At 73.6% G+C, this 19,746-nt stretch carries 21 protein-coding genes and 1 pseudogene; 8 read left to right on the top strand and 14 right to left on the bottom strand.

Annotated elements, in window-relative coordinates:
- The first annotated feature begins 345 nt into the window (after positions 1-345).
- Positions 346-1,920 (top strand): apolipoprotein N-acyltransferase, encoded by a 1,575-nt coding sequence (gene lnt, locus ACGFZN_RS05305; protein ID WP_393857123.1) that lies wholly within the window; start codon positions 346-348, stop codon positions 1,918-1,920.
- On the opposite strand, the gene ACGFZN_RS05310 is transcribed toward lnt, so the two are convergent.
- Both ACGFZN_RS05310 and ACGFZN_RS05315 read right to left on the bottom strand, forming a co-directional pair.
- Positions 1,838-2,749 (bottom strand): Gfo/Idh/MocA family protein, encoded by a 912-nt coding sequence (locus ACGFZN_RS05310; protein WP_393857124.1) that lies wholly within the window; start codon positions 2,747-2,749, stop codon positions 1,838-1,840. The genes lnt and ACGFZN_RS05310 overlap by 83 nt on opposite strands.
- Positions 2,750-2,759: 10 nt before the next feature.
- Entirely contained in the window at positions 2,760-3,929 is a 1,170-nt protein-coding gene (locus ACGFZN_RS05315; protein WP_393857125.1) for an FAD-dependent monooxygenase, read from the bottom strand.
- Positions 3,930-4,017: 88 nt separating this feature from the next.
- Between ACGFZN_RS05315 and ACGFZN_RS05320 the strand changes: the two genes are divergently transcribed.
- The 3 genes and pseudogenes from ACGFZN_RS05320 to ACGFZN_RS05330 all read left to right on the top strand — a co-directional run bounded on the left by ACGFZN_RS05320 (position 4,018) and on the right by ACGFZN_RS05330 (position 5,504).
- Positions 4,018-4,608, top strand: a complete 591-nt coding sequence (locus ACGFZN_RS05320; RefSeq protein ID WP_393857126.1) for a TetR/AcrR family transcriptional regulator — start codon at positions 4,018-4,020, stop codon at positions 4,606-4,608.
- A 29-nt stretch (positions 4,609-4,637) separates the two neighbouring features.
- A pseudogene (locus ACGFZN_RS05325) lies at positions 4,638-4,930 on the top strand (DUF664 domain-containing protein).
- Positions 4,931-5,045: 115 nt separating this feature from the next.
- Positions 5,046-5,504 carry a hypothetical protein gene (locus tag ACGFZN_RS05330; RefSeq protein ID WP_393857127.1) on the top strand — a complete coding sequence of 153 codons (459 nt, stop codon included), beginning with the start codon at positions 5,046-5,048 and terminating at the stop codon, positions 5,502-5,504.
- A gap of 17 nt (positions 5,505-5,521) precedes the next feature.
- On the opposite strand, the gene ACGFZN_RS05335 is transcribed toward ACGFZN_RS05330, so the two are convergent.
- From ACGFZN_RS05335 to ACGFZN_RS05365, 7 genes are all read right to left on the bottom strand, one after another.
- Complete coding sequence (locus ACGFZN_RS05335; protein ID WP_393857128.1) at positions 5,522-5,980, bottom strand: hypothetical protein; 459 nt, start codon at positions 5,978-5,980, stop codon at positions 5,522-5,524.
- A 134-nt stretch (positions 5,981-6,114) separates the two neighbouring features.
- A complete protein-coding gene (gene ung / locus ACGFZN_RS05340; protein WP_393857129.1) occupies positions 6,115-6,798 on the bottom strand; it encodes a uracil-DNA glycosylase in 684 nt (227 codons plus the stop codon).
- A gap of 89 nt (positions 6,799-6,887) precedes the next feature.
- Positions 6,888-8,468: an ABC transporter substrate-binding protein gene (locus ACGFZN_RS05345; RefSeq protein WP_393857130.1), complete on the bottom strand. Its 1,581-nt coding sequence runs from the start codon at positions 8,466-8,468 to the stop codon at positions 6,888-6,890.
- A 197-nt stretch (positions 8,469-8,665) separates the two neighbouring features.
- On the bottom strand, positions 8,666-9,436 hold the full coding sequence (locus ACGFZN_RS05350) for an SDR family oxidoreductase (protein WP_393857131.1): 771 nt from the start codon (positions 9,434-9,436) through the stop codon (positions 8,666-8,668).
- Between the two features lie 12 nt (positions 9,437-9,448).
- Positions 9,449-10,210 carry a 3-oxoacyl-ACP reductase FabG gene (fabG, locus tag ACGFZN_RS05355; RefSeq protein ID WP_393857132.1) on the bottom strand — a complete coding sequence of 254 codons (762 nt, stop codon included), beginning with the start codon at positions 10,208-10,210 and terminating at the stop codon, positions 9,449-9,451.
- 166 nt (positions 10,211-10,376) lie between these two features.
- A complete protein-coding gene (locus tag ACGFZN_RS05360) occupies positions 10,377-10,826 on the bottom strand; it encodes a DUF3037 domain-containing protein (protein ID WP_393857133.1) in 450 nt (149 codons plus the stop codon).
- On the bottom strand, positions 10,823-11,587 hold the full coding sequence (locus tag ACGFZN_RS05365; protein ID WP_393857134.1) for a HipA family kinase: 765 nt from the start codon (positions 11,585-11,587) through the stop codon (positions 10,823-10,825). The genes ACGFZN_RS05360 and ACGFZN_RS05365 overlap by 4 nt, the downstream gene beginning before the upstream one ends.
- A 160-nt stretch (positions 11,588-11,747) precedes the next feature.
- Between ACGFZN_RS05365 and ACGFZN_RS05370 the strand changes: the two genes are divergently transcribed.
- Entirely contained in the window at positions 11,748-12,251 is a 504-nt protein-coding gene (locus ACGFZN_RS05370) for a Rieske (2Fe-2S) protein (protein ID WP_393857135.1), read from the top strand.
- A 19-nt stretch (positions 12,252-12,270) separates the two neighbouring features.
- Entirely contained in the window at positions 12,271-12,735 is a 465-nt protein-coding gene (locus ACGFZN_RS05375) for a pyridoxamine 5'-phosphate oxidase family protein (protein ID WP_393857136.1), read from the top strand.
- 18 nt (positions 12,736-12,753) lie between these two features.
- Here ACGFZN_RS05375 and ACGFZN_RS05380 read toward each other — a convergent pair whose 3' ends face one another.
- Complete coding sequence (locus ACGFZN_RS05380) at positions 12,754-13,656, bottom strand: LysR family transcriptional regulator (RefSeq protein ID WP_393857137.1); 903 nt, start codon at positions 13,654-13,656, stop codon at positions 12,754-12,756.
- A 74-nt stretch (positions 13,657-13,730) separates the two neighbouring features.
- Between ACGFZN_RS05380 and ACGFZN_RS05385 the strand changes: the two genes are divergently transcribed.
- Entirely contained in the window at positions 13,731-14,666 is a 936-nt protein-coding gene (locus tag ACGFZN_RS05385; RefSeq protein WP_393857138.1) for a DMT family transporter, read from the top strand.
- Between the two features lie 25 nt (positions 14,667-14,691).
- On the opposite strand, the gene ACGFZN_RS05390 is transcribed toward ACGFZN_RS05385, so the two are convergent.
- The gene (locus ACGFZN_RS05390; protein WP_393857139.1) at positions 14,692-16,023 is read right to left on the bottom strand and encodes an aminotransferase class I/II-fold pyridoxal phosphate-dependent enzyme; all 1,332 of its coding nucleotides are present in this window, start codon (positions 16,021-16,023) and stop codon (positions 14,692-14,694) included.
- Positions 16,024-16,100: 77 nt separating this feature from the next.
- On the opposite strand from ACGFZN_RS05390, the gene ACGFZN_RS05395 reads away from it, so the two are divergent.
- The gene (locus ACGFZN_RS05395) at positions 16,101-16,781 is read left to right on the top strand and encodes a pyridoxamine 5'-phosphate oxidase family protein (protein ID WP_393857140.1); all 681 of its coding nucleotides are present in this window, start codon (positions 16,101-16,103) and stop codon (positions 16,779-16,781) included.
- Here the strand turns inward: ACGFZN_RS05395 and ACGFZN_RS05400 are convergent.
- From ACGFZN_RS05400 to ACGFZN_RS05410, 3 genes are all read right to left on the bottom strand, one after another.
- Positions 16,763-17,737: a DMT family transporter gene (locus ACGFZN_RS05400; RefSeq protein ID WP_393857141.1), complete on the bottom strand. Its 975-nt coding sequence runs from the start codon at positions 17,735-17,737 to the stop codon at positions 16,763-16,765. The two genes, ACGFZN_RS05395 and ACGFZN_RS05400, sit on opposite strands and share 19 nt — an antisense overlap.
- A 196-nt stretch (positions 17,738-17,933) precedes the next feature.
- Entirely contained in the window at positions 17,934-18,941 is a 1,008-nt protein-coding gene (locus ACGFZN_RS05405; protein ID WP_393857142.1) for a DMT family transporter, read from the bottom strand.
- 64 nt (positions 18,942-19,005) lie between these two features.
- Positions 19,006-19,590 (bottom strand): Clp protease N-terminal domain-containing protein, encoded by a 585-nt coding sequence (locus ACGFZN_RS05410; protein ID WP_393857143.1) that lies wholly within the window; start codon positions 19,588-19,590, stop codon positions 19,006-19,008.
- Positions 19,591-19,746 lie beyond the last annotated feature (156 nt).

Below are 19,746 nucleotides of genomic sequence, written 5' to 3' on the forward strand. Positions count from 1 at the left end.
CCACCACCGCCCACCGGCAGACACCCCGGCCATCCCGGCCCTCCGGCCGCTCACGCGCCCGCAAACGCCCGGCCGCTCCGCCCCGCAGGCCGCCGCGTCCAACGAAACCGGCCACACCGGCCCCGGAACCGCCTCCACCCACGCCCCGCTCACGGCGCCCGGCCGCGCGGTCCACAGCCGAGCCATCCAGCCCCACATCCCCGATACCGCCTCCGAGCGCCCACCCCCCGCGCAAGCCGCCCGCGCCCCGGTGCAGGTCGGTCAGGTGCCCCCTGTCGTAGATCGCGTGGACCGCGCACACTGGAACGAGCGCACGGCAGGGAGGGCACGGCAGGGAGGGCACAGATGAGGACGATCGACCACTGGCTGGCCTCCCCTTGGCGGCGTTCCGCCGTGGGCGTCGTCGCCGGTGCGCTGCCCGTGCTCGCGTTCCCCGCGCCGGCTCTGTGGTTGTTCGCGTACGTGGCCCTGGTCCCCTGGATCCTGCTGGCCCGCTCGGCGCCCACCGGGCGGCGGGCGGCGTACGACGGCTGGTGCGGCGGCTTCGGCTTTCTGCTGGCGGTGCACCACTGGCTGCTGCCGAGCCTGCACGTGTTCATCTTCCTGATCGCGGCGCTGCTGGGCGCGCTCTGGGCGCCCTGGGGGTGGCTGGTGCGCCGGTTCCTGGGGGAGCGGCCGACGCCGGGGCGGGGCGCCGCCGCGCTGCTGGTGCTGCCGTCCGGCTGGCTGATGGTGGAGCTGGTGCGGTCCTGGCAGGGGCTCGGCGGGCCCTGGGGCGTGCTGGGCGCCAGCCAGTGGCAGGTGTCCCCCGCGCTGCGGCTCGCCTCGGTCGGCGGGGTGTGGCTGCTCAGCTTCCTGATCGTGGCCGTGAACGTGGCGGCGGCCGTGCTGATACGGGTGCCCGAGTCGCGGCTCCCGGCCGTGGCCTCGCTGGTCGCCACGGCCGCCGCGACCTCGGCCGCGTGGGCCTGGGCGCCGCGCCCGGACGTCGACGGACATGTGCGGATCGCCGTCGTGCAGCCCGGGATCGTGGCCGGGCACGACAGCGGCGACAAGCGGTTCGACCGCGAGGAGCAGCTGACCCGGCGGCTCGTGGGGCAGCACGTCGGCCTGGTCGTCTGGGGCGAGTCGAGCGTCGGTTTCGATCTGGGGCACCGTCCCGACCTGGCCCGGCGGATCACCGCGCTGTCCCGGGCGACCGGCGCCGACGTCCTGGTCAACGTGGACGCGCGCCGCTCCGACCGGCCCGGCATCTACAAGAGTTCGGTGCTGATCGGCCCGGACGGCCCGACCGGCGACCGGTACGACAAGATGCGGCTCGTGCCGTTCGGCGAGTACGTTCCCGCCCGTTCTGTCCTGGGCTGGGCCACCTCGGTCGGCAAGGCGGCCGGCGAGGACCGCAGGCGCGGCAGCGAGCAGGTCGTGATGAACGTGGGGCACGGCCTGCGCATCGGACCGCTGATCTGCTTCGAGACCGCGTTCCCCGACATGAGCCGGCATCTGGCCGAGGACGGCGCCGACGTCCTGCTCGGCCAGTCCTCCACCTCGTCCTTCCAGCGCAGCTGGGCCCCGGCGCAGCACGCCTCGCTGGCCGCGCTGCGGGCCGCCGAGACCGGCCGCCCGATGGTGCACGCGACGCTCACCGGCGTCTCGGCCGTGTACGGGCCGAAGGGGCAGCAGCTCGGGCCCTGGCTCGGCACCGATGCGAGCGCCGCCCGGGTGTACGACGTACCGCTGGCGCACGGCGTCACGCCGTACGTCCGCTTCGGCGACTGGCCGGTGCACGGCGCGCTGCTGGTGCTGGCCGTGTGCTGCGCCGCCGAGGGGGTGCGGGCGCTCAGGCTGCGCCGAGGCGGCCCTGCACCGCTCGCACCACCCGCTCGCACAGCTCATGAGTCGCCAGCGCGTCCCGGGCGCTGAGCACCTTCCCCGCGCGTACGGCGTCCAGGAAGGCGAGCACCGCCTGCTCGATGCCGCGCTGCCGGGCCACCGGCACCCAGTCGCCGCGCCGGCGCACGGTCGGCTGGCCCTTGTGGTCGATCACCTCGGCGAGATTGAGCACCTGCCGCTTGGTGTCCTGCCCGGAGACCTCGAGGATCTCCTCGTTGGAGCCGCTGAGCCGGTTCATCACGCCGAGCGCGGTGAAGCCGTCCCCGCCGAGCTGCAGCACGACGTGGTGCAGTGCCCCGTCCTGGACACGGGCGCGGACGGTGACGTCGTCCACGGTGCCCGGCACCAGGAACCGCAGCGTGTCCACGACGTGGATGAAGTCGTCCAGGATCATCGAGCGCGGCTCCTCGGGCAGCCCGACCCGGTTCTTCTGCATGAGGATCAGCTCGCGCGGATGATCCAGGCACTGCGCGTACCCGGGCGCGTACCGGCGGTTGAAGCCGACGGACAACGAGACCCCGCGCTGCTCGGCCAGGGCCACCAGCCGCTCGGAGTCGGCGAGTTCGTAGGCGAGCGGCTTGTCCACGTACGTGGGCACGCCGGCCTGGAGCAGCCGGGTGACGATCTCGGGGTGGGCGCCGGTCGGCGCGTGCACGAAGGCCGCGTCGAGCCCCTGCGCGAGCAGGGAGTCGAGCGTGCCGTGCCGCTGCCCGGGCGGCAGGTGCAGGGTGTCGGCGACCCGTTCGAGGGTGGCGGGCGTCCGGGTGTGCAGGTGCAGGTCGACCCCCGGCTGCATGCCGAGCACCGGCAGATACGCCTTCTGCGCGATGTCCCCGAGTCCGATGCAGCCGACCTTCACGTGTGCTCCCCTACCGCTCGACCGTGTCCTGGGCAGCATACGGCGGCCGCCAGCCGGCGATGTCGTCGAAGCCGCGCAGGAGGAGCGCGGGTGCGGCCTTCGACAGGACCGCGATCGCCCTGTCGCGTACGGCGACGGCGGCGGGCCCGGCGGCCATGTTCACGCGTGCGGCCCTGACGGCCCGGCGGGCGATCGCGGTGGTGCGCGGGAGGCGGGCGGCGGTGTAGGCGGCCAGGTCGTGGGCGTGGTGGGCGAGGACGACGGCGTCCTCGACGGCCTGGTTGCCGCCCTGGCCGAGGGTGGGCGGCATGGCGTGGGCGGCGTCGCCGAGGAGCGCGGTCCGGCCCGCGTGGTAGGCGGGCAGCGGGATGGTGATGTGGTGGACGTCGTGCCGGAGCACGTCCTCGGGGCGGGCGGCGGCGAGCACGGCCGGGATCGGGTCGTGCCAGTCGCCGAACCGGCGCAGGAGTTCGGCCTTCTCGTCGTCGGGCGCCCGGCCGGCGGCCGGGGTCCTGGCCGCAGCGTAGGCGTAGACACGGCCGTCCTTGAGCGGGTGAGTGCCCCAGATGCGGCCCCGGCCCCACGTCTCGTGGGAGGCGAACCGGACGCCCGGCAGCGGGATCAGCATCCGCCAGGTGGTGAACCCCGCGTACACCGGCCCGGGATGATGGGGGAACAGGGCCGCGCGGACTCGGGAGCCGATGCCGTCCGCGCCGACCACCAGCCCGGCCCGCAGTTCCTCGGCGCCGGTGCGGACGCGGGCGGGCCCGCGGCCGTCGCCGGGGTCGGCGAGGGACGCGTCGGCCGCGGTGCGGACGGCGCCGGGCGGCAGGAGAGCGGCGAGGCGGTCCACCAGCGTGGCGCGGGGCAGCAGGACGAGGGGCCCGCCGAAGCGGGCGGCGGCCGCCTCGGCGCTGGTGCGGGACAGCCAGCGCCCGTCCGGGGTGCGCAGGCCGCCGTCCCCCTGCCAGGCGGCCAGCTGCCGGATCTCGTCGCCGATGCCGAGCACGTCCAGGGCCCGCAGGGCGTTCGGGGCCAGCGAGATGGCCGCGCCGACCGGTTCCAGGGAAGGGGCGCGCTCCAGGACGGTCACGCCCCAGCCCTTTCGGTGCAGGGCCGCCGCGGCGGCCAGGCCTCCGATGCCGCCGCCGATGACGATCGCGCGGTCCGACGGTGTCATGGTTCCTCCCGTTCCCGTTCACTACACCTGTAGTGACCCAGTGGACCGAACTCTACTACAGGCGTAGTGAGCCCGGTAGGGTCGGATCATGTCCGTACGCACCTCGAGCGCCTCCCGCGCCGATCTCGTCGCCGACGCCGCCCTCGCCCTGCTCGCCGAGCGCGGCATGCGCGGCCTGACGCACCGGGCGGTGGACGAGACGGCCGGACTGCCGCCCGGCTCGACATCGAACGTGGCCCGCACCCGGCAGGCCCTGCTGGAGCTGGCGGTACGACGGCACGCCGAGCGGGAGGCCCGAGTGCTGGACCCGGCGGAGATGCCGGCGCCGGACGGCGGACCCGACGCGCTCGCCGACGGGCTGGCGCTCGCCGTGCACCGCTCCCTGACCCGGGACCGCGACCTGCTGATCGCCCGCTACGAACTCGCCCTGGAGGCCACCCGCCGCCCCGAGCTGCGGGCCTTCTACGACCGCACCGGCGCCGTCTTCAAGGAGCAGCTGGCCGCGATGCTCACCGCCGCAGGCTCCCCCGACCCGGCCCGGCACGTGCTGTCCCTGGTGGCCTGGGCGGACGGGCTGATGTTCTCCTGCGCGGCGGGCTCGTTCAGCGCCGAGGCGCCGGACCTGGAGGAGATCCGCACCGGCCTGCGGGAGCTGCTCAGGGGGATGCTGGGCCGGTGAAAACCCTCCAGCATGGCCGGACGCCGGCCATGCTGGAGGGCCGGCTGGACTACCACCGCGGGACGCCGGCCGTGAAGTGCGCGGGGCTGACCGACGAGCAGTTGCGCACCGCGTCCGTGCCGCCCTCCGAGCTGTCGCTCATGGGCCTGGTGCGGCACATGGCGGAGCGCACCGACGAGGACAGGGACGGCTACTTCCACGTCAGCGAGGCCGACACCTGGCAGGAGGCGTACGGCACCTGGCAGGCGGAGATCGAGCACGCCCGGCACAACGGCACGCCGATCTGCTCCGCGAGCGCATCGATGGCGCCACCGGCGACTGAACGTCAGCCTCGGTACGCCCGAAGCCCTCGGACGGGGCACGAGATCATCCGTACGGGGCATCAGCCTCGGCCTCCCTGGTGCCAAGGCGGGTGCCGACGCAGCAGAGTTGCGCGGGTGCATCGAACGACGACCACCGCAGCGCTCCTGGCCACCGTGGCCGTCTCGGCCCTCTCCGGCTGTGTGACGGTCCAGGCCCCCGCGACGCCCGCGCCGCCCCGGCAGGCGACCACCTCGGTCCCGGCGGCGCCCCGCACGGACGGCAGCGCCGGGCCCCGGGCCGTCCAGGCGCCGGCCCAGGAGGCGCTGGAGATGACGGGTCCCACCCGGCGCCCGCGGCACCCGGCGCCGGCCGCCCCCCGGCACCGGCCCGAGGCGCCCCCGCTCGAACACCGGCCACCGGCTCCTCCCCCGCACCGGCACGCCGAGCAGCCCCGGCGGCCGCACACGGCCGTACCTGACCGGTCGAAGCCGGCCGGCACGGTGCCGGACGTGTGCGCCCTCGGCAGGAAGTACGGCGGCTGGCGCGCGGACAGCCCCGAGGCGCAGATCTGCGACCAGGCCTACGGCCGCTGACGAGGGGGCCCGGGCCGTCACTCGCCCAGCCGCGACTCCAGCCGGCCGATGGCGGCCCGCACCCCCTCGCCGTACCCGTCCCGGGCGAGCGCGCCGGCGGTCTCGCGGGCCCGGCGCAGATGGCTGCGGGCGGCCTCGTCCCGGCCGAGCTTCACGTAGTCGGCGGCGAGATTGAGGTGCAGGGAGGGAAGAAAGCCCCGCACACCCGGCGGGGCTTCACCGCCGGCCACCTCCTCCGCCGCCGACAACGCCCTGAGGTCCCAGGCCAGTTCGTCCTCCGGATCGTCCTGGGTGTCGGCGAGGTAGTGGGCCAGGGTGCAGCGGTGCAGCGGGTCGCCGTCCTCGCCGATCTCCGCCCACAGGGTCAGCAGCCGGCTGCGGGCCTCCTCGCGGTCGCCGCCGTGGTGCAGCATCACGACCTGCCCGATCCGCGTGAGCACGGCGTCGTAGGCCGCCTGTTCCTGTTGCTCCGCCACGGGTGCCCTCCGGGCTGTCGACCGGTCTACGCTGCCGACGCTAAACCGTGCCGCCCGGAAAGCCGGGCAGGCAGCGCCGTTGCGGTTTCGGCCGGTGGGCCGGTGGCGGGTCTCGCTGTGGCCGGGCGGAAGTCCTACCCCAGGTTCGGGATCCGCCAGTCGATCGGTTCGTGGCCCTGGCGGGCGATCGCCTCGTTGATCTGGGTGAAGGGGCGGGAGCCGAAGAACTTCTTCGCGGAGAGCGGGGAGGGGTGGGCGCCCTTGACGACCGCGTGCCGCGTCTCGTCGATCAGGGGCAGCTTCTTCTGCGCGTAGTTGCCCCACAGGACGAAGACCGCCGGGTCCGGGCGGTCGGCGACCGCCCGGATGACGGCGTCGGTGAACTTCTCCCAGCCCTTGCCCTTGTGCGAGTTGGCCTCGCCGGCCCGGACCGTGAGGACCGCGTTGAGCAGCAGCACGCCCTGCCGGGCCCACGGCATCAGATAGCCGTTGTCCGGGACGGGCAGGCCCAGCTCCTGCTGCATCTCCTTGTAGATGTTCCGCAGGGAGGGCGGGGTCTTCACGCCCGGGCGGACCGAGAAGCACAGGCCGTGGCCCTGGCCCTCGCCGTGGTACGGGTCCTGGCCCAGGACGAGGACCTTGACCTGCTCGTACGGCGTCGCCTCCAGCGCGGCGAAGACCTCCTCGCGCGGCGGGTAGACGGGACCCTTCGCCCGCTCCTCCTCGACGAACTCGGTCAGCTCCTTGAAGTAGGGCTGCTGCAGCTCGTCGCCCAGAACCCCGCGCCAGGACTCGGGCAGCATGGCGATGTCGGTCACGTCAACGTCCTTCGGTCTACTACGGCGTGGTCACGTCCAGGCCTCAGAACCTACAGGCGACCACTGACAACCGGCAGCCGAAGGGGGGTTCACCAGCTGGTCTTGCGGTGCAGCGCCCACATCATCATGATCGTCGACGGGTCGAGGGCCTGCTCGCCGCCGGAGATGTCCTCGCTGGCGGCGATATACTGCCGGCCCTGCCACAGCGGGATCAGCCGCGCGTCGTTCACGATGATCTGCTGGGCCTCCTCCATGTCCTTGACCGTGCGGCCGCGGTCGCTCACCGCGCGGGAGTGGGGCAGCAGTTTGCCGGTGATCTGAGGGGCCGGGTACGGCGTGCCGAGCGCGTTGTGCTCGCCGACGAACGGGGCGATGAAGTTGTCGGCGTCGGGGAAGTCCGGGAACCAGCCGCGGCCGAACACCGGGTACTCGCCCTTCTGGTATCCGACGACGTAGGTCTTCCAGGGGCGGCTCTTGAGCGTGATCGTGAACAGTCCGGAGCCCTCCAGCTGCCGCTTCAGCTCCTGGAACATCAGCGCCGTCTCGGAGCCGTAGCGGTCGGTGGTGTACCAGAGGGTGAGCGGGACGCGCTGGTGGATGCCCGCGTCGGAGAGGATCTTGCGGGCCTTGGGGACGCTGGGGTCGCCGTAGTCGTCGAAGAAGCCGGTGCTGTGCCCGGTCAGGCCCTTGGGGACCATCGAGTACAGCGGGTCGACCGTGTCCTTGTACACCTTGTGGGCGATGGCGCCCCGGTCGACGATCTGGGCGACGGCCTTGCGGACGGCCGGCTGCTTGGCCCAGGGGTCCTTGGGGTTGAACACCAGGTAGCTGATGTCGATGCCGGAGCCGTCGATCAGCTGCAGGTTGCTGTCGGCGTGCTGCTGGAGGGCGAGGATGTCGTCGGCGGCGAGGCCGCGGTAGGTGACGTCGATCTGCTTGTCCCGCAGGGCCTTGACCATCTGGGCCGAGTCCTGGAAGTAGCGGATGGTCACCGCGTCGTTCTGCCGCTGGGCGAAGCCGTGGTAGTTGCCGTTGGAGACGAGGACGGCCTGCTTGCCCTCCTCGTACGACTGGATCTTGTACGGGCCGGAGCCGTCGGTGCCGTCGTCCTTGCGCAGGGAGCGCGCGGGGTAGTCCTGCGGGTCGACGATCGACATGGCGGGTGTGGCCAGCACGAACGGGAAGGTGGCGTCGGGCTGGTTGAGGTGGAAGACGACCTCGCGGTCGCCGAGCGCCTGCACCCGGTCCAGGCTGCCGAGCAGCCCGGCGGGTCCGCTGGGGGCGTTGATGGTGCGGATGCGGTCGATGGAGTACTTGACGGCCTGCGCGTTCAGGGCGTCGCCGTCGGCGAACTTCAGACCCGCGCGGAGCGTGCAGCGGTAGGTCCGGCTGGAGGAGTCCGTGAAGGAGCAGCTCTGGGCCGCGTCGGGCTGCGGGGCGGTGGCACCGCTGGGATAGGCGACGAGCGTCTGGAAGATGTTCCGGTACAGCTCCCAGGAGCCGTCCCAGGCTCCGGCGGGATCCAGCGTGCTGGGGGCGCTGGTGGTGCCCACGACGATGGGCCCCTTGCCGTCACCGCCGCCGTCGGACAGCAGGCCGCAGCCGGTGGCCACCAGGGATATGGACGCGATCGCCGCGACTCTCCGCAGGAATCGGTTCCGGTTGAACACGCGCACGCTCCTCGATCTGCCATACCAAGGGTCGGCAGACCATACCGCAGCGTCCGGGCCTTGGAACCTCCCCGGAAACAGGGCTTCTTGATCGATACGCGGTCGGTTCCGCTGTGACGACGTTGTCAGTCCGCTGAGCGGATCCCAGGGGGCGTTCCGGGCGCCGATCCGTCCGAAAATCGGCGCCCGGAAGCGGCTCAGGCTCCGACGCCGGCGTTGAGGAAGATGCCGCCGTCCACGACGAGCGTCTGGCCGGTGACCCAGTCGGACTGCTCGGAGGTGAGGAAGGCGGCGGCCCCGCCGATGTCGGAGGGCACGCCGAGCCGGCCGAGGGGGTAGGCGGCGGCCGCCTGCTCCTCGCGGTTCTCGTACAGCGCCTGCGCGAACTTGGTCTTGACCACCGCCGGGGCGATCGCGTTGACCCGCACCTTCGGCGCGAACTCGTGCGCCAGCTGCTGGGTCAGGTTGATCATGGCGGCCTTGCTGACGCCGTAGGCGCCGATGAACGGCGAGGGCGCGAGGCCCGCGATCGAGGCGATGTTGACGATCGCGCCGCCGTTGTCCTTCTGCCAGGCGTGCCAGGCCTTCTGGGCGAAGCCGAGCGCGGAGATCACGTTGGTCTCGAAGACCTTGCGGGCGACCTCCAGGTCGAGGTCGGCGATCGGGCCGAAGACCGGGTTGGTGCCCGCGTTGTTGACCAGGAAGTCCAGGCGGCCGAAGGCCTCCATCGTGCGCTCGACGGCCTCGGCCTGGTGGGCCAGGTCGTGCGCCTTGCCGGCGACGGCGATCACCCGGTCCGCGCCGAGCTTCTCGGCGGCCTCCTTCAGGGCGTCCTCGCCTCGGCCGGTGATGCACACCCGGTCACCCCGGGCGACGAGCGCCTCGGCGACACCGTAGCCGATGCCGCGGCTGGCGCCCGTGATGAGGGCGACCTTGCCCGAGAGCTCGGGGAGTTCAGCGGAAGTCATGTACCTGGTCCCTTAGTTGAGCGGTCCGCCGGCGACGTACAGCACCTGGCCGGAGACGAAGCCGGCCGCCTCGCCGGTGAAGAAGGCGATGGCGTTGGCGATGTCCTCGGGCTCGCCGACGCGCTGCACCGGGATCGCGCCCGCGGCCGCCTTCTTGAAGTCCTCGAAGCCCATGCCGACGCGCTCGGCGGTGGCCTTGGTCATCTCGGTGGCGATGAAGCCGGGGGCGACGGCGTTGGCGGTGATGCCGAACTTGCCCAGCTCGATGGCGAGGGTCTTGGTGAAGCCCTGGAGACCGGCCTTGGCGGCGGAGTAGTTCACCTGGCCGCGGTTGCCGAGCGCCGAGGAGGACGAGAGGTTGACGATCCGGCCCCAGCCGGCGTCGACCATGTGCTTCTGAACGGCCTTGGTCATCAGGAACGAGCCGCGCAGGTGCACGTTCATGACGGTGTCCCAGTCGGAGACGCTCATCTTGAACAGCAGGTTGTCGCGCAGCACGCCGGCGTTGTTGACCAGGATGGCCGGGGCGCCCAGCTCCTCGACGATCCGCGCGACGGCCGCCTCGACCTGCGCCTCGTCAGAGACGTCGGCGCCGACGGCGATCGCCCTGCCGCCCGCGGCGGTGATCTTCTCGACGGTGTCCTTGCAGGCGGCCTCGTCGAGGTCGATCACGGCGACGGCACGGCCCTCCGCGGCCAGCCGTACGGCGGTGGCGGCTCCGATGCCGCGCGCCGCGCCGGTGACTACCGCGACCCGCTGTTCAGTGGTGGACATTGCTGCTTCTCCTCGCCCTTGAGAGAACCTGGCGCCCCTGGAGAGCCTGCGGCGGCCCCTCCAGGGACTCTGTGATGCGGTGAGCGACCGCTTAGTACCTTCAGCACACGTGACGCTAGAAGCCCTGGCACCCGGTGTCAACGGCACACCGGGTGCATGTGATCCATTACCTCACCAGGAGGTCGAGCAACCGCTCGGTCTCGGCGGCCGGGTCGGTGGTCAGACCGGTGTGCACCGGACCGGGCTGGACGATCGTGGAGCGCGGCGCGATCAGCCAGCGGAAGCGGCGCCCGGCGTCGTCCCCGGCCGCCTGCCCCGCCTCCTCGCCGCCCGCGCAGTGCCGCTCCATCGCGTCGAGCGCGGCGCGGAGCCCGGCCACGTCCGCGTGCGGGTCCAGGGCGAGCAGCCGGGCCTCGTCCAGATGGGTGCGGGCGCCGACGTAGGCCTTGGCGCGGCAGTAGACGACGACGCCCGCGTTGACGCACTCGCCGCGCTCGACGCGCGGGACGACCCGGATCAGCGCGTACTCGAACACGTCCCGGTCGCCGCCCTGGCCCGCCCGGGTGATGTGCCGCTCGGTGACGTGGCCGGCCATGTGGATGTGGGTCTCGCTCACTGGGTCCCCTCGATGCCGGTGATGCGTTCGGCGATGACGGCCGCCCGCGCGAGCAGCGGCCGTGCGTAGGCCCGGCGCAGGTCGCCCGGGGAGTCGAAGCCCGGCTCGACGGTGAGCCAGGCGTCCGGGATCTCGGCGGTGACCTCGGCGAGCAGGTCCTCGGTGACCTTCGGCGCCAACTCGGCCGCGGCGGCTGCGAGGTCGGGGGCGAAGCGGGCGAGGGCGTGGTCGCCGGCGTCGTAGGGGCGGGCCGCGGAGGCTGAGGCGGAGGGCCAGTTGTGGTGCCAGATCATGGTGGCGCCGTGGTCGATGAGCCACAGTTCGCCGCGGTGCACCAGGAGGTTGGGGTTGCGCCAGGACCGGTCGACGTTGTTGACCAGCGCGTCGAACCAGACGATCCGGCCGGCCTCCTCGGGGCTCACCGGGAAGGCGAGCGGGTCGAAGCCGAGGGCGCCGGAGAGGAAGTCCATGCCGAGATTGGCGCCGCCGCTTGACCTGAGCAGGTCCTGCACCTGCTGTTCGGGCTCGCCGAGTCCGAGCACCGGGTCCAGCCGGACGGTGACCAGGCGGGGCATCCGCAGGCCGAGCCGGCGGGCGAGTTCGCCGCACACCACCTCGGCGACGAGCGTCTTGCGGCCCTGGCCGGCGCCCGTGAACTTCAGCACGTACGTGCCGAAGTCGTCGGCCTCGACGAGCCCCGGCAGCGAGCCCCCCTCACGCAGTGGCGTGATGTAGCGGGTCGCGGTGACTTCCTTGAGCATCGCCCCAGGTTACTGGGGCGCGACCGGCGGCAGGCCCACAGCTGGGGCTTACGCCCGCCGCATGCCCGGGCGGCGAGGATCGGGGTGCCGTCTGAACGGGCGGCGTCCGGGCGCCGTACCCCTGGGCGGATCACGAGAAGCTCCGCGGAAGGAAACCCACATGAGCAGCGCATCGCCCCATCCGGCTCCGGGACCGGCCCGCCGTACGGTCGTGGCGGCGGCCGGAGCGGCGGGTCTGGCCGCCGCGCTCGCGGCCTGCGGGTCGAGCGACGACGCGTCCGGTTCGGTCGACCCGGGCTCCGGCTCCTCCGGACCGGGGGGCTCGGCCGGGACGGGGAGCAGCGGCTCCACGGGAGCGTCGCAGAACAGCGGCGGCGGCGCCGCGCTGGCCAAGACCTCCGACATCCCCGAGGGCGGCGGCAAGATCTTCAAGGACCAGGGCGTGGTCGTCACCCAGCCGACGGCGGGCACGTTCAAGGCGTTCTCGTCCAAGTGCACCCACCAGGGCTGCGCGGTGGGCAGCGTGGCGAACGGTGCCATCATCTGTCCGTGCCACAACAGCCACTTCTCCGTCGCGGACGGCAGCGTGAAGCAGGGGCCGGCCACCCAGCCGCTGCCCGCCGAGAAGATCACCGTGTCCGGCGAGGACATCAAGCTGGCCTGAGGGACACGAGGGGGGCCGTATGACCGGGCAGCGCCGGGGCCGGAAGATCATGATGACGCCCGGCGAGCTGGACGAGTTCCTCACCCGTCAGCGCACCTGCCGGGTCGCCACCGTCTCGGCGGACGGCGCTCCGCACGTCAGCGCGCTGTGGTTCGCCTGGGACGGCACCTCGCTGTGGCTGTACTCGGTGGTGCGCAGCAGGCGCTGGGCCCAGCTGCGCCGCGATCCGCGGGTGGCCGTCGTGGTCGACGCGGGCGAGGAGTACGACGAGTTGCGCGGGGTCGAGCTGTCGGGCCGGGTGGCGTTCGTGGGCGAGGTGCCGCGCGCGGGGGAGCTGTGTGCGGAACTCGACACGCCCGAGACGCTGTTCGCGCGGAAGTACTTCGGTCTGGACGAGCTGCCCCACGACGGCCGCCACGCCTGGGCCCGGCTGACACCGGAGAAGACCGTCTCCTGGGACTTCCGGAAGCTGGGGCCGTCGTAGGGGCTCAGCCGCAGGGGCTCAGCCGACCTTCTGTGCCGCGGCGCGCAGGGCGTCCACCGCCGCCCGGATCGACGGGCGGCGGTCGGCGTCCGCGCGCCAGACGACGTACACGTGGCGGCGCACCCGCTGCTTGAGCGGCACCAGGACCACGCCGTCCGGGACCGGGTGCCGGCCCAGCAGGGGCGCGATGCACACGCCGAGGCCGGCGGCGACCAGGCCGAGCTGGGTGTGGGTCTCGCCCGCGCGGTGGCCGACGATCGGCTCGACGCCCTTGGACCGCAGCGTGAACATCAGCCACTCGTGGCAGAACTCACCCTGGCCCCAGGTGATCCACTCGTCCTCGGCGAACTCGGTGAGGTCCACCTCGTCCCGGCCGGCGAGCCGGTGCCCGGCGGGCATGGCGACATCGGCCGGGTCGTCCAGCAGGGGCGCCTTGACCAGCCCGTCCGGCACGGGCATCGGCTTGTTGTACCAGTCCAGGACGACCGCGAGATCCAGGTCGCCGCGGACGACGCCGGCGATGCCCTGCTCCGGCTCCAGCTCGCTGGAGCGCACCCGCAGTCCGGGATGCCAAGAGCGGAGCGCGCCGAGGGCGTCGGGGAAGAGCCCGCGCGCGGCGGTGGGGAACGCCGACAGCCTGAGTTCGCCGACGACCTGCCCGCGGTGCGCCTCCAGGTCGGACTCGGCCAGCTCGACCTGCGACAGGATGCGTGCCGCGTGCTCCGACAGCAGCCGGCCGGCGTCGGTGAGCCGCACGCCCCTGCCGTTCTTGACGAGCAGTTGCTGGCCGACCTCGCGCTCCAGCTTGCCCAGCTGCTGGGAGACGGCGGACGTGGTGACGTGCAGCGCGTCCGCGGCCCCGCTGACCGAGCCGTGCCGGGCGAGGGCGTCGAGGGTGCGCAGGCGCTCCAGGTTCAACATGTAAGCGATTCTAAGAGGTACCAGGTGGGAAATCTCGATTGTGCTACGAGATTGCCTCCAGCATTCTTGGCTCCATGAGCACGGTCACCGCATCCCGGACCCAGTCCCCCGCCCCGGCCCGCCCCCGCGCCCGCCTGGACTGGCGCCTGCGCTTCGGCGCCCTGTCCCTGATCTGGGGCTTCAGCTTCCTGCTGATCAAGGTGGGCACGCAGGGATACGCCCCTTTCCAGGTCACCCTCGGCCGTCTGGTGTTCGGTACGGCGGTCCTGGCGGCGGCGATGGCGGTCAAGCGGGAGAGGCTGCCGCGCGGGGCCCGGCTGTGGGGGCACATGGCGGTCGCCGCGTTCTTCCTGAACGCCCTGCCGTTCTCCCTCTTCGCCTACTCCGAGCTGACGATCCCGTCCACGCTGGCCGGCATCTGCAACGCCACCTCGCCGCTGTGGGGGATGGCCCTGTCGCTGGTCGCGCTGTCCGAGGACCGGCCCACCCGAGTGCGTGTGGCCGGGCTCGGGCTGGGGTTCCTGGGCGTCCTGACGGTGCTGGGTGCGTGGCAGGGCTTCCACGGCCTCGACGCCGGGGGTACGGCGATGGCGCTGCTCGCCTCGCTGAGCTACCCGGTCGGCTGGATCTACGTCAGGCGGACGCTGGCGGGCACGGGCAACTCCCATCTGTCGATGACGGGGGCGCAGCTGATGCTCGCGGCGCTCCAACTGGCCGTCGTGACGCCCTTGTTCACCAGCTTCCCCGCGCACTTCACGCTCGTTCCGCTGCTGGCGATCGCCGCGCTGGGGGCGCTGGGCACCGGGCTGGCGGTGCTCATCCAGTACGGGCTGGTCGCCGAAGTCGGGCCGACTACCGCGCAGATGGTCACGTACTTCATTCCGGTCATCGCCACGGGGGCCGGCGTCGCGATCCTCGGGGAGTCGCTGCGGTGGACGACGCCGGTGGGGGCGGTGATCGTTCTCGCGGGGGCGGCGCTCACCCAGGTGCGGGGACGCAAGGCAGCCTGACGTCCCCACTCCTCGTCGCTCCCTGCTAGCCGTGGACGCGTGCCGGAGACGGCCGCACCGCTGCCGCCACCGCGTCCGCCAGGCGGCCGATGTCCTCCTCCGTGAGCGTGGAGACCGTGATGCGGACGCCCGGCGGCGAGGCCACGCGGAAGCGTGTCCCCGGTGCCACCGCCCAGCCCGACTGCAGGAGCCGGGCCACCGCGCCGGTCTCGTCGGGGACCGGTACCCACACGTTCATGCCGCTGCGGCCGTGGGCGGCGACGCCGCGCTCCGCGAGCGCGTCGACCAGCCCGTCCCGGCGGGCGCCGTACGCCTTCGCCACCGCCGCCCGGTCCACCGCGCCCTGGGACCACAGCCGGGCCACGGCCCGTTGCAGCAGCAGGCTCACCCAGCCGGGGCCCAGCCGCTGGCGGCCGCGCACCCGGTCGACGGTCACCGGATCGCCGGTGAGGACGGCCACGCGCAGGTCGGGGCCGTAGGCCTTGGAGGCGGAGCGGACCAGGGCCCAGTGACGGGTGACGCCGGCGAGGGGGTGCAGCGGGAGGTCGACGATGCCGTGGCCGTGGTCGTCCTCGACGAGCAGGGTTGCCGGGTGCTCGCGCAGCACCGCGCGCAGGGCACGCGCGCGTGGGGCGGTCACCGAGGCGCCGGTCGGGTTCTGCGCGCGGTCGGTGACGATCAGGGCGCGGGCCCCGGACTCCAGGGCCCGGCGCAGCTCCTCGGGGCGCGGTCCCTCGTCGTCGACACCGACCGGGTGGATGCGCAGACCCAGCGCCGGGACCAGGTCGAGGACGCTGCCCCAGCCCGGGTCCTCCACGGCGACCGCGTCGCCCGGCCTCAGGTGCGCGGTGAGGATGCGCTCGATGGCGTCGAGGGAGCCGGACGTCACGGTGACGGGGCCGTCGGGGACGCCGCCGGCGTCGAGTTCGGCGCGGGCGAGGCGGACGAGGCCGGGGTCGATCGGGTCGCCGCCGTAGAGGACGGGCCGCCGGTCGCCCTCCTCCGCCGCCGCGGCGAGGGCCGGTGCGAGGCGGGGCAGCAGGGCGGGGTCCGGGTTGCCCTCGGAGAGGTCGCGGCCTCCGGCCGGCACCTCCACCCGCAGCTCCTCGCGGCCGGTGGTGGCCGGCTTGGGCCGGACGCGGCTGCCCCGGCGGCCTGCGGTCTCGATCACCCCGCGCTCGCGCAGGGTGCGGTAGGCGGCCGCCACGGTGTTGGGATTCACGCCCAGCCGGTCCGCCAACTCCCGCATCGGCGGCAGGGACTGACCCGGCAGCAGCTCTCCGGCGCCGACCGCGCGCTCGACGCTGGCGGCGATCTCGGCTGCGCCGCGCCCTTGAATGGGATACTCTCCTAGCACAAACAACATTATGCACTAGTGCAATGCCGAAGTCGATGCGGCTGCCGCCGATCGCCGATGCTCCATGGAGGACCGCCATGCAGGGGACGACCGAGGAAACCCAGGCCGCCGCCTACACCCCGACCGACCGGACCGTTCCCACGCGGTCCGCGGACCGGGCGTCGTACGACAGGGAGCTGGTGCACGCGATACTCGACGAGGGTTACGTCTGCCATCTCGGCTTCGTCCGCGACGGCGCGCCCGTGGTGCTGCCGACCCTGTACGGCCGGGTCGGCGAGCGGCTGTACGTGCACGGCTCCACCGGCTCCCGCCCGCTGCGGATGACCGGCGAGACCGACCCGGGCCTGCCGGTGTGCCTGACGGTCACCCACGTCGACGGGCTGGTGCTGGCGCGCTCCGCCTTCCACCACTCCATCAACTACCGGTCCGTGGTGGTGCACGGCATCGCGCGCCAGGTCACCGACCCCGAGGAGCGGCGGACGGCCCTGGACGCGCTGGTGGACCACGTCGTGCCGGGCCGGTCCGCCGACTCCCGGCCCGCCAACAAGAAGGAGCTGGCCGCCACCTCGGTGATCCGGCTGGACCTGGACGAGGTCTCGGCCAAGCTCCGCACCGGCGGCGCGAACGACGACCCGGAGGACCTCGGCCTGCCGTACTGGGCCGGCGTCGTCCCGCTCCGGAAGGGCTACGAGGCGCCGCTGCCCAGCGCCGACCTGGCACCGGGGGTCGAACTGCCCGACTACCTGAAGTCCCTCTGAGCCTCCGGCAGACGGACCGGCACCGGCTCCCGGCCGTCGCGTGCCTCACCCACCGCGAGGCCCGCGACGGCGCCGAGCAGGAGCAGGGTGCCGGCCGCGGTGGTGGCCGTGAGCCGCTCGCCGAGCAGGCCGACGGCGAGCACGGCCGCGGTGACCGGCTCCAGCAGCATGATCACGGACACCGTCGCGGACCGTACGACGGCCGCGCCGGCGAAGTACAGGGCGTAGGCGAGGGCCGTGGGCACGGCGGCGATGTACACCATCAGCCACAGCACCCGCGCCGGGTGGGCGGTGTGCGGCAGCAGGCCCTCGTGCAGGGCGAACGGCAGCAGGCACAGGCCGGTCACCGCGAACGCGCCCACGGTGGTGCCGGAGGCCTCGGCGCCGCCGCCCCTTCCCCACCAGCGGGTCAGCAGGGTCATGGCGCCGTAGCCCGCGGCCGACAGCAGGGCCAGGAGCACTCCGGCCGGCCGTACGGTCGCCGCCGAGCCGCCGAAGGTGAGCACGGCCAGCCCGGCCAGGGCCCCGCCGACGGCCGAGATCCCGCCGGCGCCGAGCCGTTCGCCCAGCAGCAGCCGGGCGCCGAGCGCGATGAGGACGGGGCCCGCGCCGAGCGTGACGACCGTGGCCACGGCCAGGCCGGTCGACTCCACGGCCGCGAAGTAGGCGGTCTGGAACACCGCCAGACCGAGGCCGGTGGCCAGCATCAGGCCGGCCCGCCGGATCAGGGGCTGCGCGGTCGCCGGCCGGGTCCACGGACGCAGTCCGCGTCCGGCGAGGAGCAGGACCAGCCCCAGCGCGCAGCGCCAGAAGGACAGGGCGAAGGCGCCCATGTCACTGGCCCGGTAGACCAGCGAGGCGGCGGCGCCGGCGGTGCCCCAGGCGGCACCGGTGATGAACAGGTACAGCAGGCCGCGCCCGACGGGCAGGCCGGTGGCAGTGTGTGACGTCGTCAAGGGTTTCTCTTCCGCAGAAACGCACCCGTGGGTGCGGAAGTTCGGGGGCGGCCCGCTTCAGCGGGGCGCGCGGACTTCGTCTGCGGGCAGCACCGTCCGGCCCGGGCGCGGCATGCGCGCGGGCGGGTGTCCCGGAGGCCCGCCTCAGGCGGCCGGGGGCGGAAGGACGAGTGCGTTCGACGGCATGACCGGCACCTTATGCCGCGGTGCCGGGGGTCGACAACTCGCGTTCGACGCCGCCCGACCCGGCCACCGGACCGGCCGAACCCTTCGCGGGGGTCGCGGACTGGGCGATGAACGCGCCGAGCAGGACGACCGCGCCGCCGGCCACCTGGGGCGCGGACAGGTGCTCGCCGAGCAGCACCCAGGCCAGCACCGTCGCGATGACCGCCTCCAGGCAGGCCACGACGCCGGCGACCTGCGGCGACAGCCGGCGCACCGACAGCACCCCGGTGACGTACGCGACGACGGTGGCGATCAGCACGATCCAGCCGAGCAGCGCGGCGGCCGGGACGGCGGTGCCGTTCAGGTCGGCGGTGCCCGCCAGCACCGACCAGCGCATGTCCCAAGGGCGGGCGACGACGGTCAGCACGAGGGCGCCGGCGAGCAGGCCGTAGGCGATGACGCCGAGCGGGTCCGGCGCCTCGTCGCCGGCGTCGCCGCCGTGGTCGGCCAGCACGAAGTAGCCGACCTGGCAGCAGGCGGCGCCGAGCGCGAACAGCAGGCCGAGCGCGTCGAAGCTCAGCCCCGACCAGACCTCGACCACACAGGCGAGGCCGCCGGCCGCGAGGACGACGCCGAGCGCGGCGGCACGGGTCACGGGCCGCCGCTGCACGAACCGCACCCAGCCCAGCACCAGGGCGGGGGCCAGGTACTCGACGAGCAGCGCCACGCCCACCGGGATCCGGGACAGCGCGGCGAAGTAGCACGCCTGCACGCCCGCCACGGCGAGCAGTCCGAACCCGGCGAGCAGCGCGGGCCGGCGGCGGGGCAGCGCGCGGTGCCGTACGGCGACGGGCAGCATGACGACGGCGGCGCCCGCCACCCGCAGCCAGACCACGTGGAGCGGGTCGAGTCCCGCCTCGATCAGGGGTTTGGCGGCGACTCCCGACCCGCCGAAGGCCAGCGCCGAGGCGAGCGCGAGACCGAGCCCCACGCCCTTGCCACGGCCGGCCTGACTGCTGTCTGACGTATGCACCGGCACATGATGACAGGCGGCGACATGAGCGTCATCCCCGTTGACACCTGTCTCAGGGGCTGGACGCGCACTACGTTCGGCGGACCGGCCCGTCCTCCCCGGCGCAGACCTGCGGGCCGTGTGCGGTACGGGTGTCCAGCTCGCGGATGCCGGCACGCCGCAGGACCTCGACGGCCCGGGACTCGGGGTCCGCGGTGAGTGCGGCGAGCAGGTCGAGACCGGTGACGCGGGACTCGCCGCGCAGCCGGGCGCGCTCACGGGCGCCGGCGACGGCGGCGGCCGCGGTGGGCGACCAGCCGGCGGTGTCCCTGTGCTCGCGGGCGCCGGGCACGGTGGGGGCGGGGACGGCGGCTAGCTCGCCGGAGTCCTCGACCCGGCCCTGCCAGCGCAGCCCGTAGCCGATGCTGCGCTGCACGAGATAGCCGAGCAGCCGGGCGAGTTGCGGCGGGCCGCCGACGGCGGCGCGGACCTCGGGGTCGTGCTCCAGCAGGGAGTGCAGCAGATGGGCGGTGTCGATCTGCCGGTCGCCGTCGCGCACGGCCCGGCGGCGGGCACCGGCGACCACCGCTGCCAGCTCGGCGCCGAGCACGGCATCGTCGTCCAGGTGCGGTACCGCCTCTTCATGGGCGGCCGGGCGGGCTGTACGGGGTTGCACAACCCTTACCCCATCAGCCTCAACGGGCCGGGTCATCCGCGAGCGGAACCATCTTCGCGTCCCACACAGAGTGGACATCGGCGTTCGGCATCTCATCCTTACGGAGGAGATCAGGCCGATCCGGGCCGGACAGCGCGCGCCGCCTTGCTCCGCGCG

Origin of the sequence: Streptomyces sp. NPDC048192, assembly GCF_043202415.1 — a bacterium.
Lineage (GTDB): Bacteria > Actinomycetota > Actinomycetes > Streptomycetales > Streptomycetaceae > Streptomyces.

Coding starts and splice junctions, on each gene's coding strand:
- lnt (WP_393857123.1), top strand. CDS start 346: ATGAGGACGATCGACCACTGGCTGGCCTCCCCTTGGCGGCGTTCCGCC.
- ACGFZN_RS05315 (WP_393857125.1), bottom strand. CDS start 3,929: ATGACACCGTCGGACCGCGCGATCGTCATCGGCGGCGGCATCGGAGGC.
- ACGFZN_RS05320 (WP_393857126.1), top strand. CDS start 4,018: ATGTCCGTACGCACCTCGAGCGCCTCCCGCGCCGATCTCGTCGCCGAC.
- ACGFZN_RS05350 (WP_393857131.1), bottom strand. CDS start 9,436: ATGACTTCCGCTGAACTCCCCGAGCTCTCGGGCAAGGTCGCCCTCATC.
- fabG (WP_393857132.1), bottom strand. CDS start 10,210: ATGTCCACCACTGAACAGCGGGTCGCGGTAGTCACCGGCGCGGCGCGC.
- ACGFZN_RS05365 (WP_393857134.1), bottom strand. CDS start 11,587: ATGCTCAAGGAAGTCACCGCGACCCGCTACATCACGCCACTGCGTGAG.
- ACGFZN_RS05370 (WP_393857135.1), top strand. CDS start 11,748: ATGAGCAGCGCATCGCCCCATCCGGCTCCGGGACCGGCCCGCCGTACG.
- ACGFZN_RS05375 (WP_393857136.1), top strand. CDS start 12,271: ATGACCGGGCAGCGCCGGGGCCGGAAGATCATGATGACGCCCGGCGAG.
- ACGFZN_RS05380 (WP_393857137.1), bottom strand. CDS start 13,656: ATGTTGAACCTGGAGCGCCTGCGCACCCTCGACGCCCTCGCCCGGCAC.
- ACGFZN_RS05385 (WP_393857138.1), top strand. CDS start 13,731: ATGAGCACGGTCACCGCATCCCGGACCCAGTCCCCCGCCCCGGCCCGC.
- ACGFZN_RS05395 (WP_393857140.1), top strand. CDS start 16,101: ATGCAGGGGACGACCGAGGAAACCCAGGCCGCCGCCTACACCCCGACC.